23 protein-coding genes are annotated in these 20,611 nt (G+C 70.4%); 4 read left to right on the top strand and 19 right to left on the bottom strand.

The features are described from left to right. Positions 1-21: 21 nt before the first annotated feature. The 10 genes from A5648_RS18940 to A5648_RS18895 all read right to left on the bottom strand — a co-directional run bounded on the left by A5648_RS18940 (position 22) and on the right by A5648_RS18895 (position 9,918). A complete protein-coding gene (locus A5648_RS18940; protein ID WP_065026042.1) occupies positions 22-2,118 on the bottom strand; it encodes a heavy metal translocating P-type ATPase in 2,097 nt (698 codons plus the stop codon). A gap of 26 nt (positions 2,119-2,144) precedes the next feature. Further along, positions 2,145-2,435 carry a hypothetical protein gene (locus tag A5648_RS18935; protein ID WP_065026023.1) on the bottom strand — a complete coding sequence of 97 codons (291 nt, stop codon included), beginning with the start codon at positions 2,433-2,435 and terminating at the stop codon, positions 2,145-2,147. Beyond that, positions 2,429-2,986: a hypothetical protein gene (locus A5648_RS18930; protein WP_065026022.1), complete on the bottom strand. Its 558-nt coding sequence runs from the start codon at positions 2,984-2,986 to the stop codon at positions 2,429-2,431. The genes A5648_RS18935 and A5648_RS18930 overlap by 7 nt, the downstream gene beginning before the upstream one ends. Positions 2,987-3,046: 60 nt before the next feature. Further along, on the bottom strand, positions 3,047-4,051 hold the full coding sequence (locus A5648_RS18925; protein ID WP_065026021.1) for a PHP domain-containing protein: 1,005 nt from the start codon (positions 4,049-4,051) through the stop codon (positions 3,047-3,049). A gap of 57 nt (positions 4,052-4,108) precedes the next feature. After that, a complete protein-coding gene (locus A5648_RS18920; RefSeq protein ID WP_065026020.1) occupies positions 4,109-4,540 on the bottom strand; it encodes a hypothetical protein in 432 nt (143 codons plus the stop codon). Then, entirely contained in the window at positions 4,537-5,517 is a 981-nt protein-coding gene (hemB, locus tag A5648_RS18915; RefSeq protein WP_065026019.1) for a porphobilinogen synthase, read from the bottom strand. Before hemB ends, A5648_RS18920 begins: the two co-directional genes overlap by 4 nt. Positions 5,518-5,521: 4 nt before the next feature. Next, positions 5,522-7,240: a uroporphyrinogen-III synthase gene (locus A5648_RS18910; RefSeq protein WP_065026018.1), complete on the bottom strand. Its 1,719-nt coding sequence runs from the start codon at positions 7,238-7,240 to the stop codon at positions 5,522-5,524. Between the two features lie 21 nt (positions 7,241-7,261). Beyond that, positions 7,262-8,194, bottom strand: a complete 933-nt coding sequence (gene hemC / locus A5648_RS18905) for a hydroxymethylbilane synthase (protein WP_064856788.1) — start codon at positions 8,192-8,194, stop codon at positions 7,262-7,264. Between the two features lie 5 nt (positions 8,195-8,199). Continuing rightward, positions 8,200-9,579 carry a glutamyl-tRNA reductase gene (locus A5648_RS18900; protein ID WP_065026017.1) on the bottom strand — a complete coding sequence of 460 codons (1,380 nt, stop codon included), beginning with the start codon at positions 9,577-9,579 and terminating at the stop codon, positions 8,200-8,202. 63 nt (positions 9,580-9,642) lie between these two features. After that, the gene (locus A5648_RS18895; RefSeq protein WP_065026016.1) at positions 9,643-9,918 is read right to left on the bottom strand and encodes a glutaredoxin family protein; all 276 of its coding nucleotides are present in this window, start codon (positions 9,916-9,918) and stop codon (positions 9,643-9,645) included. A 36-nt stretch (positions 9,919-9,954) separates the two neighbouring features. Between A5648_RS18895 and A5648_RS18890 the strand changes: the two genes are divergently transcribed. From A5648_RS18890 to A5648_RS18880, 3 genes are read left to right on the top strand one after another with little or no spacing between them, the layout of a single operon-like run. Then, positions 9,955-10,413, top strand: a complete 459-nt coding sequence (locus A5648_RS18890) for a nuclear transport factor 2 family protein (protein WP_065026015.1) — start codon at positions 9,955-9,957, stop codon at positions 10,411-10,413. Positions 10,414-10,467: 54 nt separating this feature from the next. Further along, positions 10,468-11,361, top strand: coding sequence for an HAD family hydrolase (locus tag A5648_RS18885; RefSeq protein ID WP_109470849.1), 894 nt, complete (start codon positions 10,468-10,470; stop codon positions 11,359-11,361). A gap of 60 nt (positions 11,362-11,421) precedes the next feature. Then, a complete protein-coding gene (locus A5648_RS18880; RefSeq protein WP_065026014.1) occupies positions 11,422-11,949 on the top strand; it encodes an FAS1-like dehydratase domain-containing protein in 528 nt (175 codons plus the stop codon). A gap of 5 nt (positions 11,950-11,954) precedes the next feature. On the opposite strand, the gene A5648_RS18875 is transcribed toward A5648_RS18880, so the two are convergent. From A5648_RS18875 to A5648_RS18840, 9 genes are all read right to left on the bottom strand, one after another. After that, on the bottom strand, positions 11,955-12,977 hold the full coding sequence (locus tag A5648_RS18875) for a lysophospholipid acyltransferase family protein (protein WP_065026013.1): 1,023 nt from the start codon (positions 12,975-12,977) through the stop codon (positions 11,955-11,957). Positions 12,978-12,981: 4 nt separating this feature from the next. Continuing rightward, a complete protein-coding gene (locus A5648_RS18870) occupies positions 12,982-14,097 on the bottom strand; it encodes an SDR family oxidoreductase (RefSeq protein WP_065026012.1) in 1,116 nt (371 codons plus the stop codon). 85 nt (positions 14,098-14,182) lie between these two features. After that, on the bottom strand, positions 14,183-14,284 hold the full coding sequence (locus A5648_RS22920) for a 30S ribosomal protein bS22 (protein ID WP_003402602.1): 102 nt from the start codon (positions 14,282-14,284) through the stop codon (positions 14,183-14,185). Positions 14,285-14,470: 186 nt separating this feature from the next. Beyond that, complete coding sequence (locus A5648_RS18865) at positions 14,471-14,728, bottom strand: helix-turn-helix domain-containing protein (RefSeq protein WP_065026011.1); 258 nt, start codon at positions 14,726-14,728, stop codon at positions 14,471-14,473. A gap of 138 nt (positions 14,729-14,866) precedes the next feature. Continuing rightward, positions 14,867-15,727: a pyrroline-5-carboxylate reductase gene (gene proC, locus A5648_RS18860; RefSeq protein WP_065026010.1), complete on the bottom strand. Its 861-nt coding sequence runs from the start codon at positions 15,725-15,727 to the stop codon at positions 14,867-14,869. Positions 15,728-15,813: 86 nt separating this feature from the next. Next, positions 15,814-16,668 (bottom strand): thioesterase family protein, encoded by an 855-nt coding sequence (locus A5648_RS18855; RefSeq protein ID WP_082966587.1) that lies wholly within the window; start codon positions 16,666-16,668, stop codon positions 15,814-15,816. Positions 16,669-16,689: 21 nt separating this feature from the next. Continuing rightward, entirely contained in the window at positions 16,690-17,532 is an 843-nt protein-coding gene (locus tag A5648_RS18850) for a sugar phosphate isomerase/epimerase family protein (RefSeq protein ID WP_065026009.1), read from the bottom strand. Between the two features lie 17 nt (positions 17,533-17,549). Continuing rightward, positions 17,550-18,611 carry a hypothetical protein gene (locus A5648_RS18845; RefSeq protein WP_065026008.1) on the bottom strand — a complete coding sequence of 354 codons (1,062 nt, stop codon included), beginning with the start codon at positions 18,609-18,611 and terminating at the stop codon, positions 17,550-17,552. Further along, positions 18,608-19,603, bottom strand: a complete 996-nt coding sequence (locus A5648_RS18840; protein WP_065026007.1) for a Ppx/GppA phosphatase family protein — start codon at positions 19,601-19,603, stop codon at positions 18,608-18,610. The genes A5648_RS18845 and A5648_RS18840 overlap by 4 nt, the downstream gene beginning before the upstream one ends. A gap of 71 nt (positions 19,604-19,674) precedes the next feature. Between A5648_RS18840 and A5648_RS18835 the strand changes: the two genes are divergently transcribed. Further along, positions 19,675-20,460, top strand: a complete 786-nt coding sequence (locus A5648_RS18835) for a hypothetical protein (RefSeq protein ID WP_065026006.1) — start codon at positions 19,675-19,677, stop codon at positions 20,458-20,460. Positions 20,461-20,611: the final 151 nt, after the last annotated feature.

Raw genomic sequence — 20,611 nt, 5'->3', positions numbered from 1 at the left:
AGACGTAGCAACGATTCTCACCTAATCACTCCTTCGCTCGGCCGAGAACGCCCGCAGTCGCAGGCTGTTCGTCACCACCAGAACCGAAGAAGCGGCCATCGCCGCGCCAGCAATCATCGGGTTGAGCAGTCCCGCCGCCGCCAGCGGAATCGCGGCGACGTTGTAACCGAACGCCCAGATGAGGTTCTGCCGGATGATGCGGAGCGTACGCCCCGAGAGCCGCAGCGCGGCCGGAACCGTCAAAAGGTCACCGCGCACCAGCGTCAGGTCACCGGCCTCGATGGCGGCGTCGGTGCCGGTGCCCATTGCCATGCCGATGTCGGCGGTGGCCAGCGCCACCGAGTCGTTGACGCCGTCGCCGACCATCGCCACCCGACGGCCGGCGGCCTGCAGGGTCTTGACGGCGTCGGCCTTGTCCGCGGGCAGCACGTCGGCGATGACGTCGGCCGGGTCGATTCCCACCTCGCCGGCCACCTTGCGCGCCACCGCCGCGCCGTCGCCGGTGAGCAGCATCGGGGTGATGCCCATGGCCTTGAGTTCGGCCACCGCCGCCGCGCTGCTGGGCCGCACCGTGTCGGTCAGCGTGATCGTCCCGCGTTCCCGGCCGTCCCAGGACACCTCGACGGCGGTCCCCGTCTGGTGCGCGGCGGCCGAGCGGGCGATCTCGACCCGCACCCCGTCGACCAGCCCGGTCACCCCGTGGCCGGGCCGGCTGGCGAACTCGGTCACCGGTCCGATCATCAGCCCCGCCGCTTTCGCACCGGCGACGATCGCCGCGGCGATCGGGTGCTCGGACGCCGATTCAACGGCCGCGGCGCGGGCCAGCACGGTGTCGGGATCCTCGCCGCGGCTGACCGCAAGGCCGGCGACGGTCATCACACCGGTGGTGACCGTTCCGGTCTTGTCCAGCACGACGGTGTCGATGTCCTTGACGGCCTCCAGCACCTGCGGGTTCTTGATCAGGATGCCCAGCTGCGCGCCGCGGCCGGTGCCGACCAGGATGGCGGTCGGCGTGGCCAGCCCCAGCGCGCACGGACACGCGATGATCAGCACCGCGACCGCCGCGGTGAACGCCGCCGCCGCGGATTGTCCGGCCAGCAGCCAGCCGGCCAGGGTGAGCGCGGCGATCACCAGCACCGCGGGCACGAACACCGCCGACACCCGGTCGGCCAGCCGCTGGATCGACGCCTTGCCGGCCTGGGCGTCGGTGACCAGCTTGGCCATCCGGGCCAGCTGGGTGTCGGCGCCCACCTTGGTGGCGCGCACCAGCACCAGGCCGGTGGTGTTGAGCACTCCGCCCAGCACCGCATCGCCGTCGGTGACGTCGACCGGCAGCGACTCGCCGGTCATCGCGGAGGTGTCCAGTGCGGTGGCGCCGTCGATGACGACGCCGTCGGTGGCGACCCGCTCACCCGGCCGGACCACGACGACGTCGCCCACCCGCAGCTCGGCGATCGGCACCCGGGTCTCCTTGAGGCCGTCGTCGCCGCGGCGCATGACCGAGGCGTCCTTGGCGCCGAGCTCCAGTAGCTCGCGCAGTGCGGCACCCGCCGAGCGTTTGGCGTGCGCCTCGGCGTAGCGGCCGGTCAGCAGGAAGACGGTGACCACCGCCGCCACCTCGAAATACAGGTGGCCCGAGCCGGTGAGGACCGCGACCACCGACCACAGGTAGGCCGCCAGCGTGCCCAGCGACACCAGGGTGTCCATCGTGGCGGCACCGTGGACGGCGGTGCGCAGCGCGGCCCGGTGGAACGGGAAGCCGCCCCACGCCACGATCGGCGTGGTCAGCGCGAGCGCCAGCCAGTCCCAGCCGCTGAACTGCCAGGCCGGCACCATCGACAGCGCCACCACCGGCAGCGCCAGCAGCGCCGAGCCGATCAGCCGGGGGCGTAGTTGTCCGGCGGGCACGTCGGCATGTTCGGCCGGGTGCTCGTGGGCGGCGCCGATCACCGCGGCCTGGTAGCCGGCGGACTCCACCGCGAGCACCAGGTCTTCGGCCGACACGCTCGGGTCGTGTTCGACGTGGGCGCGTTCGACCGCCAGGTTCACCGTGGCCTGGACCCCGTCGAGCGCGTTCAGGCCGCGCTCCACTCGCCCCGCACAGGAGGCACAGGTCATTCCGCGCAGTTCGAGGTCGGTGGTGATCACCCCGCCGATGATACCCCCGCGGGGTATACCGGCGCCGGTCGGCGACGAGCCCGGCGCAGCCGGGCGGTACCGACGACCGCCAGCACGCCGGCGGCCGTCGCCAACAGCAGCGCCAGCAGCACCATCCGGGGGTGGTAGGCCACCGAGAGGGTGGCCGGTTCACCGTCGATCACCGGCGCGACCAGCACCAGATAGCGAACGTTCAGCCAGCTCGCCGCGCAGCCCGCAGCTGCGGCCCCGGCCAGGATCAGCTCGACGATCCCCCGCACGATCGGGGCTCTCACCATGACGTTTCTTCGGTATCGTCGTCGAGCTCCGCCGGCGCGGTGAGGTCGCCGGGCGGGACCGCCTGGGGCACCAGCTCGCTCAGCAGCGCCCGCAACGTGCGGTGATCACGCGCCCAGGCCTGCACCGTACGCCGCCCGGTCAGCCGCAGCCCGATGCCCACCCGGCGGCGCGGCACCCCGCTCAGTTCGCCCAGCGCCCGGGCTTCCTGCCATTTCTCCGGCTGCTGCTTGCCCCAGCCGGTGGGCCGCTTGGCCTCGGGGTAGATCATCACGATGTCGGCGATCCGCAGCGTTTCGGTGCCCTGCCGCAGCGTGGTTGCGGACAGCTCCACCGAGGTGTGGATGCGCGCCGCCTTCACCTGGATGGCCAGCATGGCCGAGACCAGCGCCGCCAGCAGCGCGGGCAACAACGGCTGGACCCCGTAGCCGCCGGAGTTCTGGATCGCCACCAACAGGCTCGCCGCGACCGGCCCGAACAGCACCCACCACCAGCCGGCACCGCTTTCGAAGAACAGCGGTGCGGGGGGCGCGGTCGGCTCGGGGTCAGACATGTCGGGTCAGCCTAACGCGGCGCCGCTACCCGAAAAACGGTGGATCTTTCACCTGAGCTCTCAGGCTGCCGCCCAGGCCAGCAGCTCCTCGACCGGCCAGGTGTTGACGATCCGCTCGGTCGCAATCCCGGCGTCAAGCGCACGCTGGGCGCCGAAGCCGAGGAAGTCGAGCTGCCCGGGAGCGTGTGCGTCGGTGTCGATGCTGAACAGACACCCCGACTCGTGTGCGAGATGCAGCAGTCGGGTCGGTGGGTCGCGTCGTTCCGGGCGGCAGTTGATCTCCACCGCGGTGTTGTGCTCGCGGCAGGCGGTGAACACCGCCTCAGCGTCGAACTGCGACTCCGGCCGCCGGCCGCGCCCACCGGTCACCAGCCGCCCGGTGCAGTGCCCGAGCACGTTGACCCGCGGATTACAGACCGCGCGCACCATCCGCCGCGTCATCGCGCCCGACTCCATCGCCAGCTTGGAGTGCACGCTGGCGACCACGATGTCGAGTCGCTCCAGTAACTCCGGTTCCTGATCCAGGCTGCCGTCATCGAGAATGTCGACCTCGATGCCGGTCAGGATCCGCAGCGACGCAAACTGCTCCCGCAGCCCGTCGATCACCTCGAGTTGGTGGCGTAGCCGCTGCGGTGAGAGCCCGTTGGCGATGGTCAGCCGCGGGGAATGATCGGTCAGCGCGCAGTAGTCATGCCCCAGGGCCACCGCGGTGGTCATCATCTCCTCGATCGGCGCTGAGCCGTCCGACCAGTCCGAATGCAGATGCAGGTCCCCGCGCAACGCCGCGCGCAACACCCCACCACCCAGATCCGCCGCCTCGTCGCGCAGCCGCACCAGGGTGTCGGGCTCAGCACCGGCCCAGGCCTGCGCGATCACCGCGGCGGTCTTCGGTCCGATGCCCGGCAGGGACTGCCAGCTCTCGGCCACGCCATGGCGGCGCCGCTCCTCGTCGCCCAGGGCCTCGATGACATCGGCGGCGCGGCGGTAGGCCATCACCCGACGCGGGTCCTCGCGGGCCCGGTCCTTGTAGAACGCGATCTGGCGCAGTGCCTCCACCGGATCCATGACCCCAGTCTGCCGTGACCGCGCCCCCGCACGAGGGCAAGCGGTTCCTGTTCACGGCTAGCGGGTGAAGTACTCCTGGGCGTCGGCGCGGTGCAGCAGGAAGGTTCCGGCGGCGATGAGCACCGATCCGACGATGCCGGTGACGGCGAGGGTGACCGCGACCGCCGGCCGGGCATCGGCGTGCGACAGTCCGTTCACCGCGTACACCACCGAGCCGATCCCCCCGCCGGTCAACAAGGTGCGGGCCCAGCGGTACCCGGAGCGCATCAGCATCAGGAAGGTCGCCACCACCACGACCAGCACCAGTGCGGTCAGCCCGACAATCGGATAGGTCACCGGCAGGTCGGCGATCTCCGGCGCGGCCAGCAGACTCACCACGTACCCGGTCGTCATCAGCGGCAAGGCGGCCAGCCACAGCCAGAACCCGGTGTCGACGTCGGTGGGCCGGGTCGCCGCCGGTGGCTGCGACCCGACATCCGGGCCCGTCACTGCAGCCAGCCGGCCGCTTCGGCCGCCCAGTAGCTCAGCACGATGTCGGCCCCGGCGCGCCGGATGCCGACCAGCGACTCAAGTGCCGCCGCTCGTCCGTCGATCCAGCCGTTGGCGGCCGCCGCCGCGATCATCGCGTACTCGCCGGAGACCTGGTAGGCGGCGACCGGAACGGGTGAGATCGCGGCCGCGGCCGCGATCACATCCAGGTATCCCATGGCGGGCTTGACCATCACGATGTCGGCGCCCTCGGCGAGGTCCAGGGTGACCTCACGCAGTGCCTCGCGGGCGTTGCCGGGCTCCTGCTGATAGGTGCGGCGGTCCCCCTCCAGGCTGGAGGCGACGGCGTCGCGGAAGGGGCCGTAGAACGCCGACGCGAACTTCGCCGCATACGCCAGGATCACCGTGTCGCTGTGCCCGGCGGCGTCCAGCCCGTCGCGAATGGTGGCGACCTGGCCGTCCATCATGCCGCTGGGGCTCACCACGTGAGCACCGGAATCCGCTTGCGCCACAGCAAGTTCCACGTAGCGCTTCAGGGTGGTGTCGTTATCGACCCGGCCCCGGTCATCGAGTACTCCGCAATGGCCGTGGTCGGTGAATTCGTCCAGGCAGGTGTCGGCCATCAGCACGGTGGCGTCACCGAGTTCGGCGGCCAGATCGCGCAGCGCGGTGTTGAGGATCCCGTCGGGGTCGGTGCCCGCCGAGCCTGCGCTGTCCTTGTCCGCCTCCGCCGGAACGCCGAACAGCATCAGCCCGCCCACCCCGGCGGCCACCGCGTCAGCCGCCGCGGCGCGCAGCGAATCGCGGGTGTGCTGGTAGACACCGGGCATAGAAGGGATGGGCCTGGGCTCGTCGATGCCGTCGGCGACGAACATCGGCAGCACCAAATGCCGCGGCTCCAGCGAGGTTTGGGCCACCAGGCGGCGCATCGCCGGCGTGGACCGCAGCCGACGCGGGCGCTGCCGGGGAAACGCCATGCGGCTAGCGCCTCCGGCTCTTCTTCCGCGGCGGCGGCAAGGCGCCCTCGGCGCGCAACCGGGCGGCGTGCTCGGCCAGCGCGTCGACCAGCGGACCCACCGCAGCCGTCTCGGGCTGCACGTCGACCCGCAGCCCGAATTCGGCTGCCGTCTCGGCGGTCTTGGGGCCGATGCAGGCCACGATGGTCCTCGCGTGCGGCTTGCCGGCGATGCCGACCAGGTTGCGCACCGTGGAGCTCGAGGTGAAGCACACCGCGTCGAACCCGCCGGTCTTGATCATCTCCCGGATGGTCGCCGGCGGCGGGGCGGCCCGCACCGTGCGGTAGGCGGTGACGTCCTCGATCTCCCAGCCCCGCTCGCGCAGCCCCTCGGCCAGCGTCTCGGTGGCGATGTCGGCGCGCGGCAGCAACACCCGGTTGACCGGGTCGAAAACGTCGTCGTAGGGCGGGAATTCATCCAGCAGGCCCAGCGAGGACTGCTCCCCGGCCGGCACCAGCTCAGGACTGATCCCGAACGCCCGGACCCGCTCGGCGGTGGCTTCGCCGACGCAGGCGATCTTGACGCCGGAGAACGCGCGAGCGTCCAGACCGAACTCGCCGAACTTCTCCCACACCGCGCGCACCGCGTTGGTCGAGGTGAACACCACCCACTGGTAGCGGCCGTCCACCAAACCCTTGACGGCCCTTTCCATCTGGGCCGGGCTGCGCGGCGGCTCCACCGCGATGGTGGGCACCTCGACCGGCAGGGCGCCGTGGGAGACCAGCCGATCGCTCATCTCGCCGGCCTGATCCTTGGTGCGCGGCACCAGCACCGTCCAGCCGTACAGGGCGCGGCTTTCCCACCAGTTCAGCTTGGACCGGTTGTTGACCGTCTTGCCGATGGTCACCACCAGCGTGCCGGCGGTGGTCTCCTGACCGTTGGGCAGCACGACCGGGTCGATCCCGGCCAGCGCCGCCGGTTCGGTCAGCCCGGCCAGGGTGGACTCGACCGAACGCTGCGCGCACGTGGTGCCCGACGTGGTGACCACGCACGGCGTGGCGTCGGCGAGGCCGTACTCGATCAGGGTGCGGGCCGCCTCGGGCAGATGCGAGGTGGTGGCCTGCAGGATCAGCGGGCCCGGGGCGGCGGCCAGCGCCGCCCAATCCACCTGCGGGTCGCGGACATCGGCCACGGTGTGCGACGAACCCAGCGGCAGGCCGGCGTAGGTCGGCACCGCGCTGGTGGCCGGCAGACCCGGCACGATCTCGAACGCCACGTTGGTGCGGGCCACCGCGTTGACCTCGGTGATGACCGCGTCGACCGACAGCGGGTCGCCGGCCACCAGGCGCACCACGTCGGCGCCCGAACGTGCCTCGGCGGTCAGGATCTTGGCCACCTCGGCCGGCTCGCCCAGCGCCGGGCGGATGTCGGGCCCGCCCGGAACGGTCGCGGCGGCGGCCTTGTCCGAGTCGGCGTCAGCGCCGTCGGTGCCGTCGGCGTCGGCGTCGTCGGTCTTGTCCGCCTTGGGGTCCGGCAGAACCGGCCCGGCGATCGGCGGCAGGTCGGTACCGACCAGCCCGAGCACTGCCTCGGGCACGTCGGGGTCGACGAACACCAGCGCGGCGTTCGTCAGCGCCGCGCGCGCCCGCGTCGTCAGCAGGCCCGGGTCACCCGGGCCCGAGCCGACGAACACGATGCGGCCCGGCTTGGGCTTCTGCCCTCGCACGCTCAGATGGCGAGCCATTTTTTCCCACTCCCAGTCACTTCACGCGTCCGACATCAGCTCACGTGCACCCAACTCGAACAGCTCCGTGGCCACCGAGATCCCCAGTTCTCGGGCCGCCTCGGGGCTGCCGATGCCGGATGCACGGATCACGTCGGATCCATCCAGCGCCGCCACGCAACCGCGCAGCGACAGCTCTTCGAAGACCCGGCCGTCCTCATCGATCGACTCGACCACCTCAGCGATCGCGCCGACCGGTGCGGAACAACCCGCCTCCAGTTCGGCGAGCAGGGCACGCTCGGCGGTGACCGCGACGCGGGTGTCGGTGTCGTCCAACTCCGCCAGCACTGCCGCCAGTGCGGTGTCGCCGGCGCGACACTCGATCGCCAGCGCACCTTGAGCCGGCGCCGGCAACATCTGCACCGGCTCCAGCGTCTCGGTGATCACATCGAGGCGTCCCACTCGGGCCAGACCCGCCCGGGCTACCACGATGGCGTCGAGTTCTCCGCTGCTTACCCTGTTCAACCTGGTATCTAGGTTGCCTCGTAGGGGGCGAATTTCCAAACCGAGACCCAATGCTCTAAGCTGCGCGGCCCGCCGCGGCGACGACGTGCCCAGCACCGCCCCGGCCGGCAGCTCGCCGAGCACCAGCCCGTCGCGCGCCACCAGCGCGTCCCGGGCGTCCTCGCGGGCCGGGATCGCGGCCAGCTGGAACCGCGGATCGGTGGCGGTGGGCAGGTCCTTGTGCGAGTGCACCGCGGCGTCGACGCGGCCGTCGGCGATGGCCTCCCGCAGCTCGGCGGTGAACACCCCCACCCCGAGGTCGGCGATCGGGCCCGACGAACGGTCCCCGGCCGTGCTGATCAGGACCAGTTCCGCGGGGTGCCCGGCGGCCACCAAGGCGTCACGAACGGTCCCGGCCTGAGTGGTCGCCAGCACGCTGGCCCGGGTACCGATACGGATTACGTCACCCAAAACGTCTACCCGGCTGACCCGGTTTCGGCGCCAACGTCCATCCCGTCGGGCACCACTGGCAATTCACCGGCGGTCGCGACCGCGTCCACGGCGGTCGGGTCGAGCTCGAAGAGCTCGCGAAGCGCTTCGGCGTAGCTGTCGCCGCCGGGCGAGCTGGCCAGCTGCTTGACCCGCACGGTCGGGGCGTGCAGCAGCTTGTCGACGACGCGGCGCACGGTGCGCGCCACCTCCTCGCGCTGGGCGGTCTCCAGATCCGGCAGCCGGTGATCCAGCCGCAGCAACTCGGCGGTGACCACGTCGGCGGCCCGCTGGCGCAGCGCGGTCACGGTCGGGGTGACCTCGGCCATCCGCTGACCGGCCAGGTAGGTGGCGACCTCGCGGGCCACGATGCCGTGCGCGGCGTCGGTGTCGGAGCTGGCGACCTGCGCCGACGGCTCGCGCTGGATCCGCTCCATGTCGATGACCTGCACCCCGGGCAGGCCGGCCACCGCGGCGTCGACGTCGCGCGGCATGCCCAGGTCACAGATCATCAGCGGCTGGGTCGCCTCATCCCGGTTACCGGCGGCCAGCGCGTGGTGCACATCGGCCAGCGACACCACCGGGCTCACCGCGCCGGTGCAGCACACCGCGACGTCGGCGTCGGACAGGGTTGCGGTCATCCGGTCCAGGGCGACGGCCTCGGCTGCCACACCGGACTCGCGGATCTTGCGGGCCAGGCGCTGGGCGCGCGACAGCGAGCGGTTGACCACCCGGATGCGTTTCACCCCGGCGCGCGCCAGGTGCGCCGCGGACAGCGCTCCCATCGATCCGGCGCCGATCACCACCGCGGTCCGGCCCTGTAAACCGTTGTCGCCCAGCTGGTTACTCGCGATACCCAGCGCGACCGACACCACCGAGGCGCCGGCGGCGTCGATCCCGGTTTCGGAGTGCACCCGCTTGCCCACCGACAGCGCGCGCTGCGCCAGTTCGTGCAGCACCCGGCCGACGGTGTTGTTGGCCTCGGCGGAGGCGTAGGCGCGGCGCACCTGCCCCAGCACCTGCTGTTCGCCGACGACCGCCGAGTCCAGACCACTGGCCACCGAGAACAGGTGCTCGACGGCGGCTTCGCTGTAGCGGACGTAGGCGTACTTGGTCAGGTCGGTCATCGACATGCCGGAGTGTTCGGAGAGCACCTGCCCGACCGCCGACAGCCCGCCGTGGAACGCCTCGACAACGGCGTAGACCTCGACCCGGTTGCAGGTCGACAGGATCATCGCCTCGGTGACGAGCGGCGATTCCAGCACCTGCTCGACGATCTTGACCTGATCTGGTTCGGCGGTGCTGAGCTGCTCGAGTACGGAGACCGGGGCGCTGCGATGCGAGACCCCGAAGAGCAGGACGCTCACGGCAAGATCACCTGGTCCGCTCCTTGCTGTCACCCGTGAACAAACTTCACTCCACGGTAGAGGCTAAAGCGCTGGCCCACCAAATTCGGCGAGATCCGCGCGCAACCTGGGCTCGTCGACCTCCCAGTAACTGTGCTCGCGTCCGTCGAGCAGCACCACCGGTAACCGGTCGCCGAATTCCGCTCGCAGCGCGCTGTCACCGGCCGCTGCGGCGGCGTCGACGTCGACTGCGTGCAGGTCGAACCCCAGCTCAGCGGCGAGCTGCGCCAGCTGGGTGTGCACCTCGACACAGACCGGACAGCCGTCGCGGGTCAGCAGCTGCACCTGGGGGCGGGTCATGAGTCCAGTCTGGCGCAGGGTGGCTATCTTTTCGATATGCCCAGCGGAAGTGCGGTCTCGATCACTAACCTGCTGTACCGCTACGCCGAGCTGATGGACGCCGGCGACCTGGACGCCGCCGCGGCGCTGTTCACCCACGCCCGGATCAAGGCCGACGCCGAGGGCCGCGTCGTCCTCGACAGCGCCGGGCTGCTGCAACTGTGGCGGGGGCTGGTCAAGATCCACCCGGACGGCACGCCGCGCACCAAGCACGTGGTCACCAACCCGATCCTCGATATCGACGAGGAGGCCGGCACCGCGGCGTGCCGGTCCTACTACACCGTGCTGCAACAGACCGACGCCGTGCCGCTGCAGATAGTCGCCGCCGGCCGCTATCACGACGAGTTCGAGCGGGTCGACGGCGTCTGGCGGTTCAGTTTCCGGGACTACTCGATGCTCGATTTCACAGGCGATCTGCGCGATCACCTGGGGGTCTTGGGGGGCGGGGCCGGTTAGGGTTGACGGCGGCCGGAGAACCGGCTGCCCATGCCGAGCGGAAGGAGTCGGGTGATGGCGTTACCGGGCCCGGCCAACGGGGATTCCGCAGCGGGCGCCGACCCCTTGCTAGTCGGCGGCGCCAGCGCCGACCGGGCGCTGGAGGACCTGCCCGACGAGGACACGCCCGCCCCGGTCGACCTGACCGCGGCCGCGTTCTTCGACGTCGACAACACCCTGGTGCAGGGCTCGTCGATGGTGCATTTCGGCCGGGGACTGGCCGCGCGCGACTACTTCACCTACCGCGACGTCGTCGGGTTCCTCTACGCCCAGGCCAAGTTCCAACTGACCGGCCGGGAGAACAGCGACGACGTCGCGGCCGGCCGGCGCAAGGCGCTGGCGTTCATCGAGGGCCGGCCGGTGTCGGAGCTGGTGGATCTGGGCGAGGAGATCTACGACGAGATCATCGCCGACAAGATCTGGCCCGGCACCCGCGAGCTGGCCCAGATGCATCTCGACGCCGGCCAGCAGGTGTGGCTGGTGACCGCCACCCCCTACGAGCTGGCCGAAACCATCGCCCGTCGGCTCGGGCTGACCGGGGCGCTGGGCACCGTCGCGGAGTCGGTCGACGGGGTGTTCACCGGCCGGCTGGTCGGCGAGATCCTGCACGGGCTCGGCAAGGCGCACGCGGTGCGATCGCTGGCCATCCGCGAGGGGTTGAACCTGCGGCGCTGCACCGCCTATTCCGACAGCTTCAACGATGTGCCGATGCTGTCGCTGGTGGGCACCGCCGTCGCGATCAACCCGGACGCCGCGCTGCGGGAGATGGCGCGCAACCGCGGCTGGGAGATCCGCGACTTCCGCACCGCGCGGCGGGCGGCGCGTATCGGCGTGCCGTCGGCGCTGGCGCTGGGGGCGGTCGGCGGGGCCCTGGCTGCGGCCGTGGCGCACCGGAACGAGCGCGCCTAGCGTGACCGCTGATAAGCTTCCGCCCGCCGAACACCACGGCGAGCGGAGGGGTAGACCGGCATGGCAGTACACACCGAGTCGCAGGGAATCATCGGCACGCACTACCGGTTCCCGGACTACTTCGAGGTCGGCCGGGAGAAGATCCGGGAGTTCGCCCGCTCGGTCAAGGACGACCACCCCGCCCACTTCGACGAGGACGCCGCCACCGAGGCCGGGCACCCCGGCCTGGTCGCGTCGCTGACGTTCCTGGCGGTCGCCGGGCGCCAGGTCCAGCTGGAGATCTTCGAGAAGTTCGACATCCCGATCAACATCGCCCGGGTGCTGCACCGTGACCAGAAGTTCACCTTCCACCGGCCGATCATGGCCGGGGACAGGCTGTACTTCGACACCTACCTGGACTCGGTGATCGAGTCCCACGGCACGGTGGTCAGCGAGGTCCGCAGCGAAGTCACCGACGCCGAGGGCAAGCCGGTGGTGACCAGCGTCGTCACCATGCTCGGCGAGTCGGTCAACCAGGACGCCGACACCGAGGCGGCCACGATCGCCGCGATCGCAGCGATGCGCGACCGGGCGCAGGGCAAGAAGTAGGCGGCTCAGCCCAGGAACATGTTGCGGCGGGCGGCCAGCAGCCGGTACAGCGTCTGCTGAATCGTCTCGCGCACCTGGTCGGTCAGCTCGAAGGTGACCATCGGGTCGTCGGCCGCACCGGGCTCGTAGTCGGTGGTCTTGATCGGCTCACCGAAGGCGATGTGCCACTTCGACGGCAGCGGCACCAGACCAGCAGGCCCGGCCAGCGGGAACAGCGGGGTGATCGGGAAGTAGGGCACACCGAGCAGCCGGGCCAATAGCTTGACGTCGGCGATCATCGGATAGATCTCCTCGGAGCCGACGATCGAGCACGGCACGATCGGCGCCTGGGTGTGCAGGGCCGCCGAGACGAAGCCGCCGCGACCGAACCGCTGCAGCTTGTAGCGGTCCTTGAACCGCTTGCCCAGGCCCTTGTAGCCCTCCGGGAACACCGCGGTCAGCTCGCCGGCGGCCAGCAGCCGGTTGGCGTCGACGGTGCAGGCCATGGTGTGGCCGGCCTTGCGGGCGGCCGGGCCGATCAGCGGCAGGTCGAACACCAGGTCGGCGCCGAGCATCCGCAGGTCGCGGTGCGACGGGTGGTGGTCGTGCACCGCCACCGAGAGCATCAGCGCGTCGATCGGCAGCACCCCGGCGTGGTTGGCCACCACCAGTGCGGGCCCCTCGGCCGGCAGGTTCTCGATGCCACTGACCTCGACTCGGAACCACTCGTTGAAGACCAGCCGCAGCAGCGGCAGCGCGACGGCCTCGTTGAAGTGCGGGTCGAAGCCGAACTCGTCGACCTGGTAGTCGCCGGTGATCCGCTCGCGAAGGAACGCGACGACGGCGGCCACCCGCCGGGCGAACTCGGCCGGGGTCGGCTCGGCATCGCTGGACACCGCAGCGCGGCGCTCATCGATCTCGCGGACGACGGCCGCGATCTGCTCGGCCGAGGCCCGTTCGGAGGGGCTGCTCAGCGTCGACGGGTGCCGCCGCCCGGCGCCCGAGTTTTTGTGCAGCGGAATGACTTTGGCTTTTGCACCACCAGCCATCGCATTAACCTCCCCGCACCCTGTCCATACCGATATCACCTAGTCGTTGCGCCACGCTCACCGCGCGTCGCTCCACCGACTCCACCCATTTGGGGTCGATGATCGGAGTGAGACCTCGCCCCCGAACGTAGTCATCAAATGCCTCAGCGGTAGTCCACTTCGTGCTGTACCCGAGGTCGGTTCGCATTCTAGTCGTATCCATCACCCGGCCAAAGCTGAGATAGTTCAGCTGCTCCCGGTTGATCTCGGTGTAGTTGTTGGCCCGCCGCAGCGAATCCAGCACCGACAGGCCTAAACCGGGCAGCGGCAACGGAATCCGGCCCGAGCGGCGGATCGCCTGCGACATCATGATGATGCCGTCGGCACCGACGTTGAAGGTGCCCGCCTTGCCGGCCATGCTGGCACGTTCCAGCGCGCCCAGCGCGTCCTGCTCGTGCAGCAGCTGCAGGCGCGCGTCGCGGCCCAGCACCATCGGAACCAGCGGCCCGTCGAGGTAGCGCGACAGCGCGGTGTCCATGGCCGGGCCGATCATGTTGGCCATCCGCAGGATGGTGACCGCGACGTCCGGCCGGCGCCGGCCCAGCCCGCGGGCGTAGCCCTCGATGTCGATGCTGTCGCGTGGAAAGCCTTGGGTGGGCGGCCGGTGGCTGGTGCTGTCCTCGGTGAACAGCACCGGGTCACGCGAGCAGGACCCGTAGACCTCCGAGGTCGACTTGAGCACCACCCGGCGCACCGAGGGCGCCTTCTGGCAGGCGGCGAACAACTGCATGGCGCCCATCACGTTGAGCTCCTTGAGCGCCGCCCCGCCGCCGGAGCGCGGCACATACGACGCCGCGGCGGCGTGCACCACGGTGTCGACCTCGCCGTTTCGAATCACCTTGGCGATAAAGGGATTGCGAATGTCGGCGCGGACGAATTCAGCGCGCCCCATCCGGCGCAGCATGTCCTTGCTCGGCATGACCGCATCGACTGCGATCACCCGGTTGATCAAGGGGTTCTGCGTGAGCCTGGCGGTCAAATAACCACCTAGAAACCGGCACGCGCCGGTGACCAGCACAACCTTGGGGTAGTGCCGGACGTCGCTTCGCGTGCTGTCGCTCGGGGGGCCGGCCTCGTCCACTCCGCAAGCCTAACGGCCACTGGTGAAAAGCAATACCGGCGATCGGCCGTCCACGGTCGTAGGCCGAGTCTCAGGCCAGACGGAGTTACTTACCGAGTTTTCTGCGCTGAACCCGGGTACGGCGAAGCAGCTTGCGGTGCTTCTTCTTCGACATGCGCTTGCGCCGCTTCTTGATGACTGAACCCATGAACTCCGCTATCTGCTTCTGCCCGCGCCGCCACAGGGGCGCTGGGCGAACTTGCTCGACCGGCTCACTTTACCCGTAGACAGGTCCGGGACTGAAAACCGGCACCTGAGGCGGACCGACGACACAGCCGACCCCGGGCGTCGCCGTGCGGCGACGCCCGGGGGGCGCTTAGTTGTCGACCGGCGGTCAGCCTGCGTCGAAGAAGGAGGTCTCCAGCAGGTCGTGCACTGCCTTGGCGTGCACCCGAAAAGACCGACCCACCCGTACCGCGGGCAGCTCGCCGTTGTGCACCAGGCGGTACACCGTCATCTTGCTCACCCGCATCAACGCGGCCACCTCGGCCACGGTGAGAAATTGTGTCCGACCCGCCTCGGCGGAGCCGGCATCCCGTGCCGCCCTGCCGCCAGCCGAGTCTCGTGCCGAAGGCCCGTTCGCAGACGTCATCGTTACCCATTTCAATCAGGCACGTGCAGTCCCAGCGGCTTCCCCTCCGCTAGCCCACACGCGCAGACATAGAGGAGAATAGCGGGACGAATGGGGTTCCTGCGACGTGTGAGAGCCAATATGTGAAAAATAAGTGAATTACTCTGATGTAATTCTTAGCTGCTCAGAGCGGGTTTTTGCGGCCTGGACCGCCCGATCCACCGAGGTCCGCAGGCCGCCGGCCTCCAGTTCCCGCAGCGCCGCCGCGGTGGTGCCCCCGGGAGAAGTCACCATTGCTCTCAGCTGCGCCGGAGCGGTGTCGATCACCGCGTTCGCGGTCCCCACCGCCTCGCTGCGCCCGTCCAACAGCATCTGCGCCGCCCCGGCCATGGTCTGCACGGCCAGATCGGTGGCGCCCTGCCGGCTCAGCCCGGCCGCCACGCCGGCGTCGACCAGCGCCTCCACCATCAAGAAGAAGTAGGCGGGCCCCGAACCCGACACCGCGGTGACGGCGTCCAGCTGTTCTTCCGGAACGATCGTCACCGTGCCGACGCATTCGAACAGCGCGGCAACCTGGTCGACCTGCTCGCTGGTGGGGAATCGGCCCTTGGCCAGCGCGCTGGCTCCCGCACCGACCTTGACCGGCGTGTTCGGCATCACCCGGATCACGGCCGCGCCCGCCGGCAGCTTGGACTCCACGTAGGCGGTGGTGACACCGGCCACGATCGACACCAGCACCTGTTCGGCGCTGTCGCCGGAGGCGGCGGTGACGTTCTTGGCGAACTCGGCGACCACGGAATCCACGTCCTGCGGCTTCACCGCGACGATCACGATGGCCGCGTTCTCCATCGCGTCGGCCACCGAGGTCACCAGCACCGAATACGTCTCGGCGAGCTGCCGGGCCCGGTCCCCGAACCGCTCGGCGACCACCAGGTCCTTGACCGGGCGCCCCGCCGCCAGCAAACCTGCCAGCAGGGCTTCGCCCATGTTGCCGCCGCCGATGATCGCGATTCTGGCCATGGCGACAGCATGGCAGACCCGGGCGATCGCAAGCACGGCGGAGCCGGGCGCGGCGGGTCGCCCGCCGAAGACGCAGCTCGGCCGGGCTACCGGGCGGGCACCATCGCCAGTTGCCGGGACTGCACCACGATCCGGCCCTCGCAGTCGACCACGGTGTGGTCCTCGTCGAACCAGTCCTGGCCGATCTGCACGCAGCTGCACAGCACCCGCAGCCAGCCGTCGGCGGGCAGGCCGCGCAGGTAAGCGGTGAGCTGCACCGTCGGCGCCCAGCCGGTGCGTTCCACCGCAAATGTCACCGGCGCCGACACGTCCCCGCACAGCAGGGCGAACAGAGCGTCCGGGGCGATGCCGCGGGGCCGCACCCACAGCTGGATCAGCGGAGGCCTGCCGTTGTCGCTGGGCTGCAGCGTCGAGACCACCGGCCGGATGTCGCAGCCCTCGGCCAGGTTCACCAGCCCGGCCATCGGGTGCCCGGGAGCGATGGGGGCCAGGTCGTCGGGCGGTTCGGGCGGCATCAAGGCGGTCACCGGGTTGGCCGACAGCAGCGGCGGGGCGTGATGCTCGGGCTCGCCGAGGGTGATGACGGCGTGCACGGCGGTCCGCTCCCCCTGAGTGAGCTCCACGTCGACGACGCTGATCCGGCGGCCCCGTTTGCGCGCCCGGGTGGTCAGCTGCATCGGCCCGGGTTCGGGCGCCCACAGGAAGTTGCCGGAGACCGCGACCGGTTGCAGGCCGCCGGAGGCACCATCGCCGGATCGGCCGTCGGCGCAGGCGGTGCGGGCGGCGTTGGCGCACAGCGCCAGCATCGCCCCGCCGTGCACCTTGGGGCCGATCGTCCAGTGCCGGTTGAGTTCCCCAGCGAAGCTCATGACGTCCCCGGATTCTTCGATCGGGGTGAGCCGCATGGCGTCGGCGAACGAGGCGAGCGAAGTCTGGCCCATGGTGTCCCTTCGGTGTCGCGATCAGCGCAGCAAGTGCGTGCGGGCGAACTGTAGCGACTCGACCAACAACGCCTCGCGCTCGTGTGGCGACCGCGCCTGGGAGGTGGTCACCTCCAGCACCACGTGACCGGTGAAGTCGCTGGCGGCCAGCAGCTGGCACACCTCGACCGTGGGCTGATCACCGCGCCCGGGCACCAGATGCTCATCGGCCGGCAGCCCGGTGCCGTCGCACAGATGCAGATGGGTCAGGCCGGACCCCATCCGGCGGGCCATCTCCAAGGCGTCGGCGCCGGCGGTCGCGGTGTGCGACAGGTCCAGGGTGTAATGCGCGTGGCCGCCGTCGAGCGGATCGTGGGACGGCGCGAACGCCGAGATGCCCGCGCCGGGGCCGCCGCCACGGCGTCGCATCCGCTCCCGAGACTGGTCAGCGCCGAAGAACCGGTCGGCGCGGAACGGAAACATGTTCTCCACCGCCACGATCACGTCGCTGGTGGCCTCCAGCTCGGCGACCTGATCGCTGAATCCCTCGGCGTAGCGCCGCTGCCAGCGAAACGGCGGGTGCACCACCACGGTCTGGGCCTCGAGCCGTTCGGCGGCCCGGACGCTGCGTTCCAACTTATGGACCGGGTTGGCGCCCCAGACCCGCTGCGAGATCAGCAGACACGGCGCGTGCACCGACAGCACCGGCACCCGGTACTTCTGCGACAGCCGCCGCACCGCGCCGATGTCCTGGCTGACCGACTCCCCCCACACCATCAGCTCGACGCCGTCGTAGCCGAGCCGGGCCGCGTACTCGAAGGCGGCCTCGGCCCGCAGAGGGTAAACCGAAGCCGTCGACAGGCCGACCTTGATGGCGGGACGCACGGACTAATAGTGAACGGCTAATTGGCGTGCAACGCCAGCGGCCCCAAGGTGACCAGCAGCCCGACCGCCACCGCGATCAACGTGCTGACGATGTCGACGGTCTTGCGCACGGCCTGTACCGCGGCCACCAGGCCGAGCGTGACCAGCACGGTGAGCACCAGAGCCACGATGCTGTTCCACCGCCACAGCTGGTCGAAGGCGATGAACAACCCGCCGCCGAACGCCACCGCCAGAATCGACTGCAGCACCACCAGCGCCCCGCCGACCGCTCCGGGCCGGCCGACGTATTCTTCGACCGGCTCGGTTTGCGCGGCGTCGGCCTCGACCGGGTCGGTGAAGTCGGCGGCACCGCTGCGATCGTCGGCGTCGGCGCCGAAATCCGACCGGACCGACCGGTCGGTACCGCCGGATGCACTGAGGACCGAACGCACGTAGGCGGAATCTCCGACCGACAGGTCGGGCTCGCGCACCTCGGTGTCCATCACGTCGACTTCGATGTCGGTGTAGGTGTCGACCGGGTCGGGGCGCATCCGTTCGGCGCCGGAGCCCGTCGGCCGCGCGGCGCTCTCGGCGGCTGGGCGGCCGTTCTCGGCGGCAGGCCGGCCGTTCTCGGCTGCCGGCGGATCGGCGCGGCGCATCGGCCGCGGGTAGGAACTCTGCTGCGGACCGCTACCGCGCGGCGGCGGCGGGGGCGGAGATTTGGGCCAGCGCGGCTCGGGGGTCGACCGCTGAACGAACTCCACCCGCTCGACGGGGCGCGCTCCGGTGGCCGGCCGGTCCTCCTCGACGAATCCCGGTGCCGGGCCAAGGAGCAGCCCGCCACTCGGCTCGTCGTCGGACGTCTCGGAGCTGTCCGACGGCTCGGCTGCAGCTTCTGGTTCGGGGGGACCGTCCTCGTCGCGGATGATGGGGATCTCGCCGGTCAGCTCGGCGACGGTGACGGCGTCTGCGTTGCCCCGCCTGCGCCGACGGCGCCCGGTGACCGGTGGCGAACCGATCGTCCCGTTCTTGGCGAGCAGTTCGGCTACCGAGATCGGCCGCGTCTCGACGTCGCGAGGATCAGGCTTGGGACCAGTCATCGTCCGCCCCCTCCCGGCCGGGCGGCGGCCAAGCCCACGGCCGAGGATGCCAGCAAGGTGGCGCTGTCGGCTTCGCGATCGAGCCGCCGCAGGATCAAGCCCTCCCGCAGTGCCCACGGGCAAATCTGAACCGTTTCGATCGACAGCGCTCGCATGCTCGCCTCCGCCACCAGGGCGCCCGCCACGATCTGCGGGGCCCGCTCGGCGCTCACCCCTTCCAATTCGGCACGATCTGCCGTGGTCATCCTAGAGATGAATGATATGAGCTGCCTAAGGCCTGCGGCGGTTAATGTGCGCCGTACCCGCGGTCCGGCGGCCGACGGCGCGGCCCCGGTGAGCCGAGCCAGCGAACGAAACGTCTTGGAGCTGGCGACCGCGAGATCGGGCGGGCCGGCCTCGAGGACTGTCGCGGCCGCGCCCGCCAACTCGGTGTCCAGCCAGTCCCGCAGCATCGCCACCCGGCGCCGCCCGGGCGGGTCCTCGGGCAGCCATTCCCGGGTGAGCCGTCCGGCACCCAGCGGCAGCGACAACGCCACCTCCGGCGCCTCGTCAAGACCGCTGGACAGCTCCAGCGAACCGCCGCCGATGTCGAGGTTGATGATCCGCCCGGCGCTCCAGCCGAACCAGCGCCGCACCGCCAGGAACGTCAGCCGGGACTCGTCCTCGCCCTCCAGCACCTGCAGGTCGACACCGGCCTCGTTGCGCACCCGCGCCAGAACATCCTCGGAGTTGGACGCATCGCGCACCGCCGAGGTGGCGAACGCCATCAGCTCCGCACAGCCCGAACTGGCTGCGATCGTGGCGAATTCGCCGATCGTGGACACCAGTTTGTCGGCGCCGCGCCGGGTGATCTTGCCGGAGCTGTCGGTGGCCTCCGCCAGCCGCAACGTGGCTTTGGTCGAACTCATCGGGGTCGGGTGACCGCCCCGGTGGGCATCGACCACCAGCAGATGGACGGTATTGCTGCCGACGTCGAGCACGCCTAATCGCACCCACCCAACTTAGTAGGGCGAAGCAGTGGCACGGTGAGGCAACGCCAATTTCTGGTCTAGCCTGGAGTTTTGTGACCCCCGCACAGCCTGCCTCCCCTCGGCGCGAAGTCGGCCTGGACTTTGCCCGCGAATGGGTGGAGTTCTACGACCCGGACAACCCCGAACACCTGATCGCCGCCGATCTGACCTGGCTGCTGTCGCGTTGGACGTGCGTGTTCGGCACGGCGGCCTGCCGCGGCATCGTGGCCGGCCGGCCCGACGACGGGTGCTGTTCGCACGGTGCGTTCCTGTGCGACGACGACGACCGCGCCAAACTCGACGACGCCGTGGCACAGCTGACCGACGCCGACTGGCAGCTGCGCGACAAGGGGCTGGGCAAGAAGGGTTACCTGGAGTACGACGAGAACGACGGCGAGGAGCAGCTGCGCACCCGGACCGTCAAGGGCGCCTGCATCTTTCTGAACCGGCCCGGGTTCGCCGGCGGTGCGGGCTGCGCACTGCACATCAAGGCGGTCCGCCTCGGCGTGGAGCCGCTGACCATGAAGCCCGACGTGTGCTGGCAACTGCCGATCCGGCGCAGCCAGGAGTGGGTCACCCGCCCCGACGACACCCAGGTCCTCAAGACCACGATCACCGAGTTCGACCGACGGGGCTGGGGCCCGGGCGGTGAAGACCTGCACTGGTACTGCACCGGGGATCCGGCGGCGCACGTCGGCGCCAAGCAGGTGTGGCAGAGCCTGGCCCCGGAGCTCACCGAATTGCTGGGCGCCAAGGCCTACGCCGAGCTGGCGGCGATCTGCGAGCGCCGCAACGAACTCGGCCTGGTGGCCGTGCACCCGGCCACCGGCGCCGGCTGACCCCCGGAACCGCCGCCGACCTGGGCCATCAATGGTGTGCGGGGTCACGGCTGAACGATTTCTGGCAAGCGGCTCAGGTCGGTATAATCGGGAGTAGTCTCCGCGTAGCGCAGCACCACCATCGGAATGCGCACTGAATTGAGAGCCACGC

It is taken from the genome of Mycolicibacter sinensis, assembly GCF_001673565.1.
Classification (GTDB): Bacteria; Actinomycetota; Actinomycetes; order Mycobacteriales; family Mycobacteriaceae; genus Mycobacterium; species Mycobacterium sinense_C.
This window is presented reverse-complemented; position numbering and strand designations above follow the sequence as displayed.